The organism is Endozoicomonas sp. Z74 (genome assembly GCF_057680865.1).
Window position 1 is genome coordinate 1 of sequence record NZ_JBLYZI010000050.1, and the last position, 17,903, is coordinate 17,903.

Consider the following 17,903-nt stretch of genomic DNA (forward strand, 5'->3'; position numbering starts at 1 on the left):
CCGGAAATACCTTGTGCATCACCGGCAATGGGTGAGGGCGGCAGAGTTTTATGGAGGACACCGATCTGCTCTGGGGACATCATGGGTATGGACTTCAGGATGTCTTGGAATTGCTGAGGTTTCATGGCTGGAACTCCACTTTACACGACAATTCTCATGCTCAGGGAGTATAGACCATGTTAGCAACATTTAATTTGAACAGCGCCTATAGACACGTTGAGGCATTTGAAGGGCAGTGCTGCTATGGCTTTCAATAGCGCCTGTTCTTTGCTACCGAGTAGCAGCCAAGCAACAGGTCTCTTTGGGGACTTACTACGGTTAGGAACAGGTGTGTACGATACGATGACCAATAGTAAAAAACAGTAGCTAAACCAAAACTGGCCAGGCAAACACCTGGCCCCATTTTATCATCCCAGATCGGACACAAGTTCATACACAGAAAAAACTCAGGGTTTAACGACCCTCTGCTCAATCACCATATCCAGAATCCATCGCTTGCTGGAAGCATCTGCAGGCGGGTTGGGCACATCAAATTCCCGGATTCGTAACCGATAGGCAATACCAGGCTCAAACTCAAACCCTTCGATGTTGCCATAAAACAACTGCCAGGGCTGGTCTTCGCTTTCACGAATCTGGAGGCACTCCATGGGGCCGACGCCCACGCATTTGGCCTTTTGAGGGGCCACATAGATAAAACGCTGTTTGCCGTCTTCCATAAACGGTTCTTTGGTGAATACATACCGCTGGGCAGGGGTGCTCAGTTCCAGCAGGCCATCACTTTGTTTCACATTGGGCTGATCTCTCAGCAGTTGCTGTAATGCCCTTTCCCGTTCGGCAGCCTGCCCATGGCATGCCATCAGTGTTGAGGCCAGATTGCCGACCACCAGTTTGTTTCCAGACATTTCCACGGATCCCATCATCCGGTTGCAGCCAGCATAGGCCGCCAGCCGTCCTTCCCGGATGGTCAATGTCATGGGTTTGGTGCCGACAGTGGGTTCTTTTTCAAGCCATCGTCCCTCAGGCAGATGACTGCACGCAGCCAGTGTCGCCGTTGCTGCCAGTAAACCAAAACGAGCCAGTTTCATGGGATTCTCCTGAGAACAGAGTTCAGCCTCGTGATTTCAAATACGCCAAAGTTTTAAAAAAGGAGGGTGTGTTCAGATAAAACCATGGCGGTAAAAGCGTATTATTAAAGCAGGATCTTAATAATAAATTTGTCGTGTATTATAGCGCCGACTTAAACCGCAGCTGAAGTAAATGTTCGGTTTCAGTCAACTGATATTCAAAAAATGTCTAATTCTGCTCATTCAGAAAGCCTTACATTGCCGGTATGATGCGTCAGATCACTTTTCTTCGGTGCTTTTCTGTCAATGCTGTGCTTCCGGTGCTGGTGCTACCTTTGGAGTATCCACTATGGCCTTCCTGCGCTCTCTGCATTTTCTGCTGATTTCCCTGGTATTACTGGCTGGCTGTTCCCGAGAAGGAGACCTGGGCAAGGAAGCTGCCCTGAAAACATTCCAGTTTACCGTGGTTCACACCAATGATAATCATGGCAAATTCTGGAGGAACCGCCAGGGAGAGTTGGGAATGGCGGCCCGTAAAACCCTGATTGACCGGATTCGACGGGAAGTGGAAGACAGTGGTGGTCGGGTACTGGTGCTGTCCGCAGGGGATATCAATACCGGTGTGCCTGAATCGGATATCCAGGAGGCGGAGCCGGATTTTATGGGCATGAACCTGATTGGATACGATGCCATGACAGTGGGGAACCATGAGTTTGATAACCCCCTCCCGGTATTGTTGAAACAGGAGCAGTGGGCCAACTTTCCGTTTGTTTCAGCCAATATCTTTTACCGTGAAACTGGAAAGCCGGTATTCAAACCCTGGGTGATTAAAGAGTTTGAAGGGGTGCGGTTGGCGATTCTTGGTTTGACCACTGAGGATACAGAAGACCAAACCTCAAAAGAAAATATTAAGGAGGTTGTGTTTGATAGTCCGGTTGATATTGCCCGGAATACCGTTCCTCAGCTGATCCGGGAAGAGAAGGCGGATATTGTTATTGCAGTGACGCATATGGGGCATTATCCCAATGCACTTCATGGGATCAATGCTCCTGGGGATGTCACTCTGGCCCGGGAAGTTGAGGGGGTGGATATTATCGTTGGCGGTCACTCCCAGAGTAAATTACTCAGGCCGGATATCAAAAACAGTACCTACATCCTCCAGGCCTGGGAGTGGGGCAAATACGTCGGTCGGGCCGATTTTATTTACCAGTACCTGGATGACCCGGATGGCCGGGGCCACAGTCATGGCCTGCTGAAAATGGTGAACTACCGGCTGATTCCGGTCAATTTAAAAACCCAGAAGGTGGTTGATGGGAAAAAGGTCTGGGTGACCATTGAGCCGGAAATTCCAGAAGACCCGGAAGTGCTGAAGCAGTTGCAGCCCTACCAGGATAAAGCCAGTGACTTGATGAAACGTGAGGTAGGCCATTTGGATCAAGCCATGGCCGGAGAGCGGGATGAAGTTCGTGGAGGGCCTGTAACCATCGGTAATTTGCTGGCCAGTGCGGCCCTGGAAAAAACAGGGGCAGACCTGGCAGTGGTTAATGGTGGCGGCATTCGCACAGGTTTGCCTTCGGGTACGCTCACGGAAAAAGACCTGTTAAAGGTTCAACCTTTTGGCAATATGATCGGCTATGTGGATCTATCTGGACGGGCTTTACGGAGCTACGTTGAGGAAATTGCGGGCATCGAGCCGGGCAGTGGTGGCATGGCGCACTTTGCTAATGTCCGTCTGCTGATGGTGGATGACCAGCTGGTCAAGCTGGAGGTGAATGGAAAGCCGGTGGAGAAAGAAAAAAACTATCGTATGGCCATCAATACGTTTTCGGCCGGTGGAGGGGATCACTGGCCGGAGATTGATGACAAACCGTCTTTCGTAAATACTGGTTATACGGATGTTGTCGTGTTGCGGGAATACATTAAAAAGCACTCTCCATTAAGCCGGAGCGAGTATGAGCCAAAAGGGGAAATATTGAGACAGTGATTGTCTGGAGGGGAGTATGCCGCTTTCAGTGAACGTTTATGCATCTTCGAGCAGTACTTCAAGCATTGTCTGGTGGTGGTTTAAAAAATACTTCGAGACGGAGTAATGATCGGTGTCTTCATAATCGACTTTGGTCAGTCCGCTCTCCTGTATTTCATAAATAATCGCGTTTGGGTAGGCCAGAAGAATGGGTGAGTGGGTTGCGATAATAAACTGGCACCCTTTGCCAACCAGCTGGTGCAGCAGTGTGAGCATGGCCATTTGCCGGTTGGGGGATAAAGCGGCTTCAGGTTCGTCCAGTATATACAGCCCGTCTTTTCCAAACCGGTTTTGCATTAAAGCGAAGAAGGATTCTCCATGGGACTGTTCATGGAGTGAAACGCCTCCATAGGAGTCGATTATGCGCGGTGCTGTAGAGGGTTCTTTGTCCAGTTGTTCAATTTCCGTGGCAACATTGAAGAAGCTTTCCGCCCTTAAAAAATAACCCGTTTTCGGGCGTTTGATGGATTTTATGATTCGCAAATATTGATAAAGATTTGAGTGGGAGCTGCGGGTTGAAAAATTGAAATTAGTGGTGCCCCCTTCAGGGTTAAACCCCTGGGATACCGCCAGTGCTTCCAGCAGCGTTGACTTGCCACTGCCATTTTCACCCACGATAAAAGTAATGGCCTCATGAAACTCGAGTTTTGATCTCAGGCTTTTGATGGCCGCCAACTGGCCAAGGTAAGCATCCTCTTTACTGAAATCACCTACACTGCCCTGCTTAAGAGCAACGGAAAGAAGGTAGTGCCTGGCTTCGAAAGACTTCATGCAAAATATCTTGGTGTATTGTGAACAGTAGTCCGCTTTTAAGCTTGAATAGCAGGAGCTTGCACAGTCTAGATGTGTTTTCAGTAATACACACGGTGATGAGCAAAGGAGGTGTTTAAGGTTGAGCCGTCCAATGCAGGCTCCTTTCTGCCATTGAGGTTTATTTTATCCCTGTGGACCGTGGTCAGTATGCCATTGCGAAACTCCAGATCAGTGCGATTCACATACATACTGCAGTTTGCTTTGTTGTGCTGAGTATTTTCCATATCTTGCTGGACGTATGCCGAGGCCGGTCCTGTTTCCAGGGCATGGTCTCCTACCACCAGGTCAATGCCTTCAACCTCCGTTTCAATGGGGGATCTCTGGGCCAGTTTATGATCTTTGCCTGTGCCAACCCGGTGGCCATCGTGGGTGGTTACAATGATCACATCCGCTTGTCGTTTCAGCTGGGGAACCAGTTCGTGAGCTGCGACCAGTGGGTCGATAAGCTCCAGCCCACGACGATATTTCGGTTTGCTCCCAAGAGGAATCCGGGTGGTGGTCAGCCCCATGACTGCAACCCGAAGGCCGTCAAAATCAAACAGGGCATAGGCATCGAACAAGGGCTTGCCCGTTTCAGATTCGTACAGGTTAGCGGATAAAAACGGAAAATTTGCCAGACTTTCCTGGTAGCGAATGGACGTCAGAGGTTCGTTAAACAGCATAGGGCTGACGGCCATGGCGTTGTACCCCAGTTGGTTTAACCGGCTGAGGCTGGCCTGATTATCACTGGCGTTGATTTCACCGCCGGATAGCAGCAGGAGATGACCTCCATTGGCTTCGACTTCTTCACGAACCCGGTCAATCAGTTGCTGGCGCCGGGCCAGTTCAAGGGCTCTGGCCGGGCTGTTATGGAAGGGTGAAAGGCCATTCCAGGATGAGGCATCACTGGTATTGAGGATGGTCAGTCGGTAGGTGGTGTCGGGGGTATACGTTCGCTGCAGTTCTCCGCTGTTGACCATAAGGCAGGCCAGGGTAACCAGCGCCAGGGCAATGGAGGCTTTGGTCACCGTGCGAGGGGTAAAAAAGTGCGGGGTGAACTTGGGGCGCATCTACAAAACTTCCAGGCAGTCATCAGCCAGCAACAATCAGGGTATAAAACAGGATATTGTCATTGCATGCAAATATACCATTGTCCATCCCATGGGAGTGTTATTCAGTGTTAATACTCCTGAAAGGGTTTTGTAAGCACGTCCCTGTGCTAGCCTGGCTTCAGAATTTATAGGTAATATCGAAGTAATGGCTGACCCCTTTGGACTTGGTGTTGTTGGGTCCCATAAGGTCACCACCGTCCTTGATCAGGTAGATATCGGAATACAGCTTCAACCCGTAGCCAATGGCGAAGTGCTCTGAATGCCAGTAGAGCCCATTAAACATGGCGCCACCATGGGTGGAGAAGTTTCTGTCGTAATAGTTGGATGCAGGGTTATCTTCTGTTTTTGCCCCAAACTGGTAATCAATGTAGCCCTGATAGGAGAGGAAGGTGTCGTTTTCAAAGGTATAAAAGGGTTTGAACCAGTTGGTGGACACCTGGTAGCCATTCCACTCCTTTTTATTCAGGTCGTAGAGGGCGTAGAGATTCAGGCCGATCTTGCCCAGCCAGGGAACCTGAATATCGGACCCGATTCCCCAGAATGAATTGTTTACATCTTCACCGGTAACCGCATTTCCTTTGTCATCGAAGTTGGTTGCACCTCCTCCGCCCCAGTTAAACAGGGTGGCCACATAAAGCTCCTGGACGGGGCCGAAGGAGAGATCTTTCCCGGTAATGGCGTCCAGGGAGAGGCGGGGGGCAAACTTCATAAACGCCTTTGAAGCCCCTTTCTTGTCACTGTCACTGCTGTTGGTCAGATTGAAAATATCCACATAGCCGTAGAGATCAACAATACCCGACCGGCCTCCGAACTCCAGCTCAAAGTAATCATGCCCGTCGTGGGGAGCATTCTCGGGCCTGGGGAGTTCTTTAAGGGCGTACATAAGATTAAAATTGAGCCACTTATAGTCATTTTTATGAATGTCGTCACTGTAATCAGTGGCCAGCAGTGTCACTGGGGTTAACATCAGGATAACCAGGCTGACCAGCCTGTGGGCGATGGTATTCATGATGATGCTCCGGTTTCAGGTTGGCAGGGTGAAACGGATACGGAATCGGACAATCCGTCAAAAAAAGCTGGGCAGTCTCCTATGGCTGTCGTGCATCTTTGACGGTGAGAAGGGAAGTATAGATAAGGGATGTGGAACGCGGGTTATAACGTGTTCCACAATGTTTCAAAGATGATCTGCTGAGCCGCGGCAATTTCCGGCGATTCCAGAACCACTGCTACCGGATACTCTCTGGAGCCCAGTGATATCATGGCCACTTTGGGGGGGTAAATAGCAATATAGCTGGCATCCATCCGGCCTTTGGCGTCAATCCATTTGCGTTCTGAGAGTTCAGCATCTTCGCCACCCTCTCCAATGGCAATTACCCGGACGTTGATCTGCTTGCGGATTCGCTGCTGGGTATAGTTGGGAAAAGGGCGGTACAAATGTTGCCGAATCAGCTTGGATGAAAACACACAGTAGGTTTTGTCGGGCTGCCGACCTACGGTATTCAAAATATCTTTCAGCACAAACTCTATGCCGCTGTCCCCTTCATAAAAACGGACATTACCGGCACTGAAGTCGGGCTTTAAATGGTTCAGTTGGGGAATTAGCCTGTGCCTCATCTCCTCAATACTGGCTTCCAGGGACTGGCGCTTTTCTTCCGCCAGGTCCAGCAGTTTTTCCGGTGGCTCGGCGGAAAAAATGCGACGTTTTCCTTTCGGAAAATAACTGACAATCCCTTTGCCTGCGAGGACCTTCAAGGTTTCATAGGTGGTTCCCCTGTTTATCCCTGCCTGGACAGCAATATCGCGGATTGAGGCGGATCCCAGCTTCAGAAGGGCCAGGTATATGTTGATTTCACGGGGGCTCAGGCCCAGTGTTTCAAGTGATTCAAGGTTCATATATTGTCAAAAATTGAATGACAAACAGGGTTGTGTTTTGTTTCTCCAAGGATAACACTAGCTGCGATACGATCGGAATATTCTCTTTATTTTCAAGGCACGGGCCTGGGCTGTTCAGTTCTGGCTGAGGTGTGATATGGCCTCACCACAGGGTTGTCAGTGTTGATCAAATGGAGAGAAGTTAATGACAAATCCGGTCAGGACTTCCTGTCGCCCACCTCCGGTAACCCTGTCTCTTCGGGTGCAATGGGTATATTGCTTTTGAGTTTTCGGGCGACATAGTCAGGAAAACCATCACCTGATTTTTACAGAGAACCTGTTATGAGAGCTGACATTGTTATCCTGGCTGCCGGTCAGGGCAGCCGAATGAAATCCAATCTGCCCAAGGTGCTGCACCCTATTGCCGGCAAGCCGATGCTGGAGCACGTGATTCTCAGTGCCCAGAGAACTCAGCAGGTGATCGGCAGGGGCCAGATCCATGTGGTCATCGGTCATGGGGCAGAGCAGGTGAAAGAGTCCCTGGGGCATTATGATTTGAACTGGGTGGTTCAGGAAGAGCAATTGGGAACAGGGCATGCGGTTCGACAGGCACTGCCTGGCTGCAAGGGAGCCGATGTCGTACTGGTGCTTTATGGGGATGTGCCGTTGATCAGCCCTTCATCCCTGCAGTCCCTGCTGGCGGCCAGCAACGGTCAGCGCATGGGGCTGCTGACCATCAACCTGCCAAACCCTTCTGGTTACGGGCGAATTGTCCGGGATGGCTTTGGCAACATTCAGGCCATTGTCGAGGACAAGGATGCCACCCCTGAGCAGTTGGCCATTAATGAAGTCAATACCGGCATTATGGCCATTCCCGGGAGTAAACTGGGGGAATGGGTCAATCGCCTGACCAGTGACAATGCCCAGAACGAATTCTATCTCACCGATATTGTTTCCATGTCGGTGGCAGAGGCGATGCCCGTTGTTCATGTTCAGCCCCGTGAGGCGATCGAAGTAGAAGGCGTCAATAGTCGTATTCAGCTGACTGAGCTGGAGCGTGCACTTCAGGAAAAACTGGCCACCGATCTTCTGGTCAATGGCGTTACCATTGCTGACCCCAGGCGCCTGGATATCCGCGGCAACATCAAGGCAGGCCATGATGTCACCCTGGATATCAATGTGGTGCTGGAAGGGGAGGTCGAACTGGCGGATAACGTCACCATTGAGCCTGGCTGTGTGATTCGTAACTCCACCATTGGCGAAGGGGCTGTGATCAAGGCTCACTCCATTCTGGAAAACGCCGTGGTTTCCGCCGGTTGTGAAGTGGGGCCTTTTGCCCGCCTGCGTCCGGGGACTGAACTGGCGGAAAAGGCCAGGGTGGGCAACTTTGTGGAGATCAAAAAATCCACCATCGGTGCTGGCAGCAAGGTGAGTCACCTGAGCTATGTGGGGGATGCCGAGGTAGGAGTGGATGTCAATGTGGGAGCGGGCACCATTACCTGCAACTACGACGGTGTCAATAAATTCAGGACTGAAATCGGTGACGGGGCTTTTATTGGCAGCAACAGTTCGCTAGTGGCGCCGGTAGTGATTGGAAAAGGGGCCACCACGGGAGCCGGGTCCACGATCACCAAAGCTATTCCAGATGAACAGCTGGGCGTTGCCCGTGGCCGGCAGAGAAACATTGAAGGTTGGCAGCGGCCGGTAAAGGAAGACTGAAGCTGTTTATTAGCTCAATTGTTTAACTTATTTCTAAAAGGTTTGAAACGTTATGTGTGGCATTGTAGGTGCGGTAGCGCAAAGGGATGTTGCGGGTATTTTGCTGGAAGGCTTGCGTCGTCTGGAATATCGGGGCTATGACTCGGCGGGTGTAGCCATCATTCATGAGGGGCAGCTGCAAAGGCTGAGGCGCACCGGTAAAGTCTCCGAGCTTGCGGATGCTATTGAGCAGAGCCCTTTACCTGGCGGTACCGGGATCGCCCACACCCGCTGGGCCACTCATGGCGAGCCCAATGAACGCAATGCCCACCCCCACGTATCGGATGAACACATTGCGGTGGTGCATAACGGTATTATTGAAAACCACGAAGCGTTGCGCGAGTTTCTGCAGGGTGAAGGTTATACCTTCACATCAGATACCGATACCGAGGTTATTGCCCACCTGGTCAGCCATGAGCAGAAAAAGGCTGACACTTTACTGGCAGCAGTGCAAAACACCGTTACCCGCCTGGAAGGTGCCTATGGCATGGTGGTCATGGATTGCAATGACCCGGAACGGCTGGTGGTTGCTCGCTCCGGAAGTCCCCTGGTCATTGGTGTCGGGATTGGTGAACACTTCATTGCTTCTGACCAGCTGGCACTTTTTCCAGTCACCCGTCGTTTTATGTTCCTGGAAGAAGGGGATGTGGCTGAAGTGACCCGCACCAGCGTCACGGTTCTGGATGCGTCGGGGAGTCCCGTTGAAAGGCTGGCCAAAGAGAGCGATGTGGAACACGATGCCGGTGATAAAGGTCCGTATCGCCACTATATGCTCAAGGAAATTCATGAACAGCCGGAAGCCATTGCCAATACCCTTGAAGGACGGCTGGGTGAGCATCAGCTGAACCTCGACATTCTGGGCAAAGAAGGGCAGGACATCCTGAACAGAACCCGTGCCGTACAGATTGTAGCCTGTGGTACCAGCTACCATGCGGCGATGGTCACCCGTTACTGGTTTGAAGAACTGGCAGGCATCCCCTGTCGTGTAGAGATCGCCTCTGAGTTCCGCTACCGGAAGTTCTTTGTGCCGGAAGACTGCCTGTTTGTCACTATTTCCCAGTCCGGTGAGACCGCGGATACCCTGGCGGCCCTGAAGCTGGCCAAAGAACTGGGGTATATGGCCTCCCTGAGTATCTGTAATGTGCCGGGCTCTTCCATGGTGCGCGAATCGGACATCGCCCTGATGACCCGGGCCGGCGCTGAAATCGGAGTGGCTTCAACCAAAGCCTTCACCACTCAGCTGACCGCGCTGCTGATGCTGGTGGCGGCCATTGGGCGTCATACGGGCATGACCCCGGAGCAGGAAAGTGAAGTGGTATCTGCTTTGCGTAACCTGCCTCATATCATCAAAAACACCCTGGAGTTGAGCGGTGATATCGAAGCCATGGCCGAAGCTTTTGCCGATAAGCACCACAGTTTGTTCCTGGGGCGTGGCACCCAGTACCCCATCGCCATGGAGGGGGCGCTGAAGTTGAAGGAAATCTCCTATATCCATGCGGAAGCTTATGCCGCCGGTGAACTCAAGCATGGTCCCCTGGCGCTGATCGACAATGATATGCCGGTGATTGTGGTAGCGCCCAATAACGACCTGCTGGAAAAGCTGAAATCCAATATGGAAGAAGTGCGGGCCCGGGGGGGGCAGCTGTTTGTCTTCGCTGACAAGCACGCCAGTCTGTCAGAAGCCGATGGCGTCAGGGTATTGCCGGTGGAAGAAGTGCCGGAAATCGTCGCCCCTATTCTTTACACCATTCCTCTGCAGCTGTTGTCCTATTATGTGGCGATTATCAAGGGAACCGATGTGGATCAGCCCCGCAATCTGGCTAAATCGGTGACCGTGGAGTAATGACGGAACGGGGCTTTCGCCCCGTTTTGGGATCTATGCAGAAGTGGCTTTCTTTACCTTACAGATCACCACCCTGATGAAGGTAAAGCCACCGGGAGCTTTTTCCTGCTGCCGTTTCTGCGGTCAGTGTTACCGGGGCGGAAAACTCAGGAGCGGCAAATGTTACTCTTCCGTATTGGTCGGTGCTTTTCTCCTGCCAGGGGGTGGAACTGCTCCGATAAAGCTTCACCGCTGCTCCGGATACGGGTTTACCTTCATGGTAAACACGGGCAGACAATGCACCAGAGATATCCTTGGATGCGTATATCACGGGAGCCTCGCTGGCTTGAGTGCTCAGGGTAAGCGTACTGGCAGTGATTGCAGCAGTAAACAACACTATTTTTTTTACGGATGTCATGTGAATGTCCTCGCTTATTGTTATTATTCTACAAAATAAACCTTCAACCAGGGGTAATGTCAAGCCTTGGGAAGGGTAAAGGTAAAGTCTCCAGACTGCCAATCAAGAATTTATGTCTGTAAAACTCATCGTTGACGTAAGGCGGTCGAGATGAATATAGTGTGCCGAAATATAAGTCCTGATTGATACTGCCAGAGCATGCTTACAGAACTTTCCCATCATCACAGTCGCTACATCAGCACCGCCTTACTGGCGTTGATGGTGCTGTCTGTGCTGCAGTTCTGCATGATGTCCATGGCTGAAGGTCAGGGGATGCAGCATTCTGGCGGTCATGAGACGCAAGGTCATCATGAGCTGCGGGTTGAAATGGCGGACCATGGGCGTTTATCTGCCCAGGGGCATGACTGCTGTACGGCCTCATCAGACGCCCTGTATGAAATAGCGGACAGGGAGATGGTCTGCCCTGACTGTGAAGACAGTGACCCGGTACTGCAGCTGGGCACTCATCCTGACCTCAAGCCTCTGTATACCCTGTTGTACGTTGTTGTGCAGCAGGCGTTGAATGAAACCCTGCAAACCCGCACCTGGCAGGCGTTTACAGAACCCGACATTCTTTCCTCCCAGCCCGAAATTTATCTGGCGAAAGCCTCTTTCCTCGAATAGTCCGTTATAGCAATACCTCGTTCAGCCTTGTTATTGCACTGAGCTGATGCACTGTCGTCGCCGTTTAACGGCCCCTTTCTTCTGGTTTACGAAGCTTGTGGTCCGCCTAGGAGCCTGACCGAGAATAGCGCCCGTCGCGAGAAAGGCAGAAAATTGAAGATAAAAAAGTGGTTTTGCGAGGCAAATAGCGAGCTATTTAACGAGCGAAAGCGCATTTTTAGATCAATTAGCTGTCTTCGCAGCAGGGCAGTCTATTCTCGGTCAGGTTCCTAACCTGCGCGCAGTCCAGCTCCACAACGGAGAGACACCATGTTTTTCAGAGGTCGCAGGAATGTGACGCTCCGGAGCCACTGGTCAGCGCTGATGCTGGTGGTTTCCGCGACTTCGGCCCAGGCCGGGGGACTGGCTCTGCACGATGCAGAGCAGCAGGCCCTGTCCGCTGACACCGGGCAAAGGGCCTTTCAGGTTCGGCAAAAAGCCTTTCTTGAGCAGGCGGTTGCAACGGATACCTGGATGGACCCAACGCTGTCCATTGGCACCATGAACCTGCCGGGAAATGATCTGGATCCCCTGAATCGGGGCATGATCGAATTGAAACTGGAGCAAATGCTGCCCAGGGGAAAGAGTAACCAGCTGCAGCGGCAGAAAGCCGGGTTGCAGAGTGAGGCCAGTGAAATAGCGGCCCGTGAGCGCCGCCTTCAGGTGCTGCAGAGTGTCCGGCTGGCCTGGCTGGATATGTGGTACTGGCAGCAGGCGTCTGCCCGCCTCAAGGCTGACACTTATCTGTTTGAAAGCCTGGTGGATGTCACTGAGTCCCTGTACAGCCAGGGCCGGAAAAAACAGCAGGATTTTTACCGGGCGGAAGTGGAGCTGACCCGGCTGAATGACCGCCTGGTGACGTTGAATACCGGGCTGGAACAAAGCCGGGCACAACTGGCCCGCTGGTTGGGTGGGCTGCCCGCTGAACAGGTGGCTGAAGCGTTGCCGGAACAGGCTTTGGAAGGAGGGCTGACGGACGGTGGATTGATGGACAGCCAGCCACTGTTGCGCCACCCCCTGGTCAGGGCGGCAGATGTCAGTATCCAGCGGTCAGAACAGGATATTGCCCTGGCCCGGGAAGGGTACAAGCCCCAGTTTGGTATTGAGCTGAAATACGGCCGGGAACAGATGGCCATGGGGGCGGACAGCCGGGATAAGTTTTCGGCCATGGTGATGATGGACCTGCCCCTGTTCACGGGTGATCGCCAGGATCGCCAGTTAACGGCCAGCCAGTATCGACGGGAAGCCAGTGTCATGGACCGGCAGGACCTTCTGCAGCAACTGCAGGGGAAATTGAGTGTTGAGTCTGCCCGTTATACCGGATTAACGACACGGGTTGAGCTTTACCAGGACCAGCTGTTGCCCAGGGTCAACCAGCAGGCGGAAGCGGCTCTGAGGGCCTATCAGTCCGATGCCGGTGAGTTCAATGAGGTCATAGAAGGTTATCGGTCCCGACTGAATGCTTCACTGGAATATATCCGCCTCCAGGCTGACCTCCACCAGAGTGCGGCCCGCCTGCACTATCTGCTTCCTTCTCCCCAGGGCGCTCTCCATGGAAAAGCTATCCAGGAAAAAGCCATCAAAGGAAACGCTCTTAAAGGAAAAAACGGCCATGAATAAATTGACTTTGTCTCATCTGGCCACGGCGCTTCTGGCCTCGGCGATTGCGTTCACCGCCGGTTATGGGGTGAGGCCGTTCACCGACTCTCACGATAGGGTCGCTGCCAGTGCCAACGCTGAAAAGAAGCCCCTTTACTGGGTGGCGCCCATGGACCCCAACTACCGGAGAGATCAACCGGGTAAGTCCCCCATGGGCATGGATCTGGTGCCTGTGTATGAAGAGCCGGCTGCGGCCAGCGATCCCGCCGGGACTGTGAAGATCTCTCCGGCGGTGCAAAACAACCTGGGGGTTCGTTCCGAACCCGCCAGCCAGGGGACGCTCACCCCCCAGGTCAGGACGGTGGGGGTCATTGGTTACAACGACGATACGCTGTTCCAGATCAATAGTCGTGTAGAAGGCTGGGTAGAAAACCTTCAGGTGTCGTCCAATGGTGAATACGTGAAGGCAGGCAGCAAACTGTTTGATCTTTATTCTCCTGCTTTGGTGAATGCCCAGGAAGAACTGTTATCCGCCCTGCGTTCCGGTAACCGCTCCCTGATCACGGCATCCAGAAAACGGCTGGAGTCGCTGGATGTGCCTGAGTCGGTGGTAGAGCGGATTATCAGCGGTGGCCGGGTGGAGCGCACGCTCGGGTTTTATGCGCCCCGGGACGGTTATGTGTCCAGCCTGGACACCCGGGAAGGGGGTTACATCAATCCGTCCAGAACGGTGATTGAGCTGGCCAGCCTGGATTCCGTCTGGGTGGTGGCGGATGTTTTTGAGCGACAGTCGCTGCTTATCAAGCCCGGACAGCAGGCAGCCATGACGGTGGATTACCTTCCCGGCCGCAGCTGGCAGGGAGTGGTGGACTATGTCTATCCGGAGCTGAACCCGGAAACCCGCAGCTTGCGGGTCCGGCTGAGGTTTGACAATCCCGGTGCCGAGCTCAAACCCAATATGTACTCCCGGGTAACGGTCAACACGGGCTCCTTTGAGGCCCTGAGCATTCCGGTGGAAGCCCTGATCCAGACCGGCAGCCAGAGCCGGGTGGTGAAGGACCTGGGAGGGGGGCGGTTTCGTTCGGTACGGGTTGAGACCGGTCGTACCGTTGCAGACCGTGTGGAAGTTCTGAGAGGGCTGTCGGAAGGGGCCCGGGTGGTGACTTCCGCCCAGTTTCTGCTGGACTCTGAGTCCAGCATCAGCGCCGACCTCAGCCGCTTTGAGGAGTCGGCCAGCGCTGTTTCCAACACTATCACCAGTAACAGAGCCTGGATGACGGGAGTGATTGAAGAGGTGATGGAGGACAGTCTCTACATCACTCATGATCCGGTACCGGAATGGGAATGGCCGACCATGTCCATGTTTTTTGACCTGGGGGAGGGACTGGACACCGGGGCGATCCGTTCGGGTCTGCGGGTTCGCTTTGAGGTGGAGAAACTGGAAGCCGGAGGGTTTCAGGTTGTGACCATTGCTCCGGCATCACTGCCGGATATACAGACTCCCGGGAACCCACCGGAAATGGATCACGATTCCATGGATCATGGCTCAATGGGTCATACGGGACATTAACGGAGGCGAACCATGATCAAAGCTATTATTCGTGGGTCACTGGGGAACCGTTTCCTGGTCATGCTTGCGGCCCTGGGGCTGCTGTTTGCCGGTGTCTGGGTCACCCGGAACACGCCGGTGGATGCGCTGCCCGACTTGTCCGATGTACAGGTGATCATCAAAACCGATTACCCGGGCCAGGCGCCGCAGCTGGTGGAAGACCAGGTGACCTATCCGTTGACCACTGCCATGATGGCAGTGCCCGGGGCTGTGGATGTCCGGGGCACCTCCATGTTTGGTTCGTCCTATGTCTATATCCTGTTTGAGGACGGTACCGATATCTACTGGGCCCGCTCAAGGGTGCTGGAATACCTGAACCAGGTGCAATCGAGCTTGCCTCCGGAAGCGGTCACCGCCCTTGGGCCGGACGCCACCGGGGTAGGCTGGGTGTTTAATTACGCCCTGGTGGACCGGACCGGTCAGCACGACCTGGCTCAACTGCGCAGCTTGCAGGACTGGTACCTGAAGTTCCAGCTGCAGTCGGTGCCGGGGGTCAGTGAGGTGGCCACGGTGGGCGGCATGGTCCGTCAGTATCAGGTGGTGGCAGACCCGGACAAGCTTCGTGCCTATGGCATTCCCCTGCAACAGCTGAAACAGGCTCTGGAGCAGGGCAACCGGGAGGCCGGGGCGTCTGCGGTGGAAATGGCGGAGGCTGAGTACATTGTCCGTATCACCGGTTACCTCAACAGCCTTGATGACATCCGGCAGGTACCACTGAGCGTTACCGCAGAGGGAACCCCCCTGACGGTGGGGGATGTGGCTACTGTCCGGTCTGGTCCCCAGATGCGACGGGGCATTGCCGAGCTGGACGGTGAAGGCGAAGTGGTGGGGGGCATCATTGTGATGCGCTTTGGGGAAAACGCCCAGAAAGTCATTGATGCCATCAAAGTCAAATTGGATGAGTTGCGCCAGGGGTTGCCGGAAGGGGTGGAGATTGTCACCACCTACGACCGCTCAAAACTGGTGAAAAGCTCCATCGCCACCCTGACCGACACCCTGTTGATCCAGCTGGTGATTGTGGTGGCCATCTGTGCGCTGTTCCTGCTCCATTTCCGCTCCTCTCTGGTGATTGTGATCAGCCTGCCCCTGGGCATTCTTGGGGCTTTTCTGATCATGTACCTCCAGGGGCTGAACGCCAATATCATGTCCCTGGGGGGGATTGCCGTGGCCATCGGCTCCATGGTGGATGGCTCCATTGTGATGATCGAGAATTTCCACAAGCATATGCAGCGGGTAAAAATCACCGCCGCCAACCGCTGGGCAGTAGTACGACAATCGTCGCTGGAAGTGGGGCCGCCGCTGTTCTTTTCCCTGCTGATTGAAGCGGTCAGCTTTATGCCGGTGTTCAGTTTGCAGGCCCAGGAAGGCCGTATGTTTTCTCCCCTGGCGTTTACCAAGTCTTATGCCATGGCCGTTGCTGCCGGACTGACCATTACCGTGGTGCCGGTGCTGATTGGCTATCTGGTGCGTGGGCGGGTAATGCCAGAGGCCCGTAATCCGGTCAACAAAGTGCTGATGGCCAGCTATCGCCCCTTTGTAAAAGGGGCGCTGAACTGGCCAAAAGGGGTGATAGCGGGAGCGGTGCTGCTGATGGTGGGCGGGTTCCTGCCAGCCTCCCAGCTGGGCAGTGAGTTTATGCCCCCCCTGGACGAAGGGGATCTGATGTACATGCCCACCACCTATGCGGGCATCTCCGTGGGCAAGGCCAGGGAGTTGCTGCAGCAGACCGACCGGCTGATCAAAACCGTGCCGGAAGTGGAATCGGTGTTCGGCAAGGTGGGCCGGGGGGAAACCGCTACGGATCCCTCTCCCCTGACCATGATTGAAACCGTGGTGCAGCTGAAGCCCCGCAGTGAATGGCGGGATGGAGTGACGCCGGACTCCCTCAAGGCTGAGCTGGAATCGCTGGTAAAGCTGCCCGGAGTCAGCAATGCCTGGGTCATGCCGATCCGGACCCGGATCGATATGTTATCCACCGGCATTAAAACCCCTGTGGGGATTCAGGTGACAGGACCTGAGCTGCCGGTGATAGAAGCGATTGGACGACAACTTGAGCACATTTTGCAGCCCGTGCCCGGAACCCTTTCTGTCTATGCCGAGCGGGTGGCGGGAGGCCGTTATATCAAGGTGGATATCGATCGGGTGCGGGCAGCACGCTTTGGCCTGAATATTAATGATATACAGGCGGTGGCCGCTTCTGCCATTGGCGGTGTCAACGTTACCAGCACCGTGGAAGGTCTGGAACGCTACCCGGTGAACCTGAGATATCCCCAGAGCTACCGTGACTCTGTGGATGCTCTGAACACCCTGCCTGTGGTCACGGCTTCCGGCCAGAGCATTGCCCTGGGGGATGTGGCAAGGATCTACATCGAAGAGGGGCCGGGCGCCATCCGCTCTGAAAGCACCCGTCCGGCGGGTCGGGTGCTGGTGGATATTGCCGGCCGGGATCTGGGCTCCTATGTCCGGGAAGCGCAGGCCACGGTGGCCGACCAGCTGTCGCTGCCTGCCGGTTATGCCCTGGACTGGACCGGTCAGTACGAATATATGGAGCGGGCCAATGAACGGCTCTCCATCATTATTCCCGTTACGCTGTTCTTTATCACGGTGGTGCTGTTTCTGACCTTCCGAAGCGCGTTTGAGGTGATCACCATTCTGGGCACCCTGCCGTTTGCCCTGATCGGCGGCATCTGGTTGATGTTTCTCCAGGGCTACAACTTCTCTGTGGCAGTGGGGGTCGGCTTTATTGCCCTGGCCGGAGTCACCGTGGGCAACGCCATTATGATGCTGGTTTACCTCAATCAGTCACTGGGTGAGTGTCGTCTGTTGGCGGAAGAGCAGAATCGTTCTCTGCGGCTGCAGGATGTCCGCAATGCCGTGATGGACGGTGCCGTGCTGCGGCTGAGGCCGATCATGATGACGGTCTGCACCATCCTGTTTGGTTTGATACCGGTGATGCTGAACGACGGCACCGGCGCTGAGGTTATGCAACGAATTGCCGGTCCCATGATCGGGGGGATTACCAGCTCTCTGGTGGTCACCCTGGTACTGGTACCGGCCATCTATTACCTGTGGCACCGCCGCGGGTTATCCAGCCACCCTTCAACCCCTGCAACAAGCAATCATTAAATGACG

Annotated in this window: 13 protein-coding genes; 7 read left to right on the forward strand and 6 right to left on the reverse strand. The window is 54.0% G+C overall.

Going from position 1 to position 17,903, the window contains the following annotated elements; genetic code table 11:
* Nucleotides 1-446 precede the first annotated feature (446 nt).
* Complete coding sequence (locus ACNRUY_RS14805; RefSeq protein ID WP_488112414.1) at nt 447-1,085, reverse strand: DUF4377 domain-containing protein; 639 nt, start codon at nt 1,083-1,085, stop codon at nt 447-449.
* Between the two features lie 328 nt (nt 1,086-1,413).
* Between ACNRUY_RS14805 and ushA the strand changes: the two genes are divergently transcribed.
* Nucleotides 1,414-3,048, forward strand: a complete 1,635-nt coding sequence (ushA, locus tag ACNRUY_RS14810; RefSeq protein ID WP_488112415.1) for a bifunctional UDP-sugar hydrolase/5'-nucleotidase UshA — start codon at nt 1,414-1,416, stop codon at nt 3,046-3,048.
* Nucleotides 3,049-3,084: 36 nt separating this feature from the next.
* Here ushA and ACNRUY_RS14815 read toward each other — a convergent pair whose 3' ends face one another.
* The 4 genes from ACNRUY_RS14815 to ACNRUY_RS14830 all read right to left on the reverse strand — a co-directional run bounded on the left by ACNRUY_RS14815 (nt 3,085) and on the right by ACNRUY_RS14830 (nt 6,884).
* The gene (locus ACNRUY_RS14815; protein ID WP_488112416.1) at nt 3,085-3,858 is read right to left on the reverse strand and encodes an AAA family ATPase; all 774 of its coding nucleotides are present in this window, start codon (nt 3,856-3,858) and stop codon (nt 3,085-3,087) included.
* An 80-nt stretch (nt 3,859-3,938) separates the two neighbouring features.
* Complete coding sequence (locus tag ACNRUY_RS14820) at nt 3,939-4,949, reverse strand: bifunctional UDP-sugar hydrolase/5'-nucleotidase (RefSeq protein ID WP_488112417.1); 1,011 nt, start codon at nt 4,947-4,949, stop codon at nt 3,939-3,941.
* Between the two features lie 160 nt (nt 4,950-5,109).
* Nucleotides 5,110-6,000: a nucleoside-specific channel-forming Tsx family protein gene (locus ACNRUY_RS14825; RefSeq protein WP_488112418.1), complete on the reverse strand. Its 891-nt coding sequence runs from the start codon at nt 5,998-6,000 to the stop codon at nt 5,110-5,112.
* Nucleotides 6,001-6,143: 143 nt separating this feature from the next.
* Nucleotides 6,144-6,884 (reverse strand): TrmB family transcriptional regulator, encoded by a 741-nt coding sequence (locus ACNRUY_RS14830; RefSeq protein WP_488112419.1) that lies wholly within the window; start codon nt 6,882-6,884, stop codon nt 6,144-6,146.
* A gap of 321 nt (nt 6,885-7,205) precedes the next feature.
* On the opposite strand from ACNRUY_RS14830, the gene glmU reads away from it, so the two are divergent.
* Both glmU and glmS read left to right on the forward strand, forming a co-directional pair.
* A complete protein-coding gene (glmU, locus tag ACNRUY_RS14835; RefSeq protein WP_488112420.1) occupies nt 7,206-8,582 on the forward strand; it encodes a bifunctional UDP-N-acetylglucosamine diphosphorylase/glucosamine-1-phosphate N-acetyltransferase GlmU in 1,377 nt (458 codons plus the stop codon).
* Nucleotides 8,583-8,634: 52 nt separating this feature from the next.
* Nucleotides 8,635-10,464, forward strand: coding sequence for a glutamine--fructose-6-phosphate transaminase (isomerizing) (gene glmS / locus ACNRUY_RS14840; RefSeq protein WP_488112421.1), 1,830 nt, complete (start codon nt 8,635-8,637; stop codon nt 10,462-10,464).
* Nucleotides 10,465-10,522: 58 nt separating this feature from the next.
* Here glmS and ACNRUY_RS14845 read toward each other — a convergent pair whose 3' ends face one another.
* The gene (locus tag ACNRUY_RS14845) at nt 10,523-10,861 is read right to left on the reverse strand and encodes a hypothetical protein (RefSeq protein ID WP_488112422.1); all 339 of its coding nucleotides are present in this window, start codon (nt 10,859-10,861) and stop codon (nt 10,523-10,525) included.
* A gap of 198 nt (nt 10,862-11,059) precedes the next feature.
* Here ACNRUY_RS14845 and ACNRUY_RS14850 point away from each other — a divergent pair, with 198 nt between their 5' ends.
* The 4 genes from ACNRUY_RS14850 (at nt 11,060) to ACNRUY_RS14865 (ending at nt 17,897) form a co-directional block, all read left to right on the forward strand.
* Entirely contained in the window at nt 11,060-11,524 is a 465-nt protein-coding gene (locus ACNRUY_RS14850; protein WP_488112423.1) for a hypothetical protein, read from the forward strand.
* Nucleotides 11,525-11,833: 309 nt separating this feature from the next.
* Complete coding sequence (locus ACNRUY_RS14855; protein ID WP_488112424.1) at nt 11,834-13,183, forward strand: TolC family protein; 1,350 nt, start codon at nt 11,834-11,836, stop codon at nt 13,181-13,183.
* Nucleotides 13,176-14,732: an efflux RND transporter periplasmic adaptor subunit gene (locus ACNRUY_RS14860; RefSeq protein ID WP_488112425.1), complete on the forward strand. Its 1,557-nt coding sequence runs from the start codon at nt 13,176-13,178 to the stop codon at nt 14,730-14,732. Before ACNRUY_RS14855 ends, ACNRUY_RS14860 begins: the two co-directional genes overlap by 8 nt.
* A 12-nt stretch (nt 14,733-14,744) precedes the next feature.
* Complete coding sequence (locus ACNRUY_RS14865; protein WP_488112426.1) at nt 14,745-17,897, forward strand: efflux RND transporter permease subunit; 3,153 nt, start codon at nt 14,745-14,747, stop codon at nt 17,895-17,897.
* The last annotated feature ends 6 nt before the right edge of the window (nt 17,898-17,903 follow it).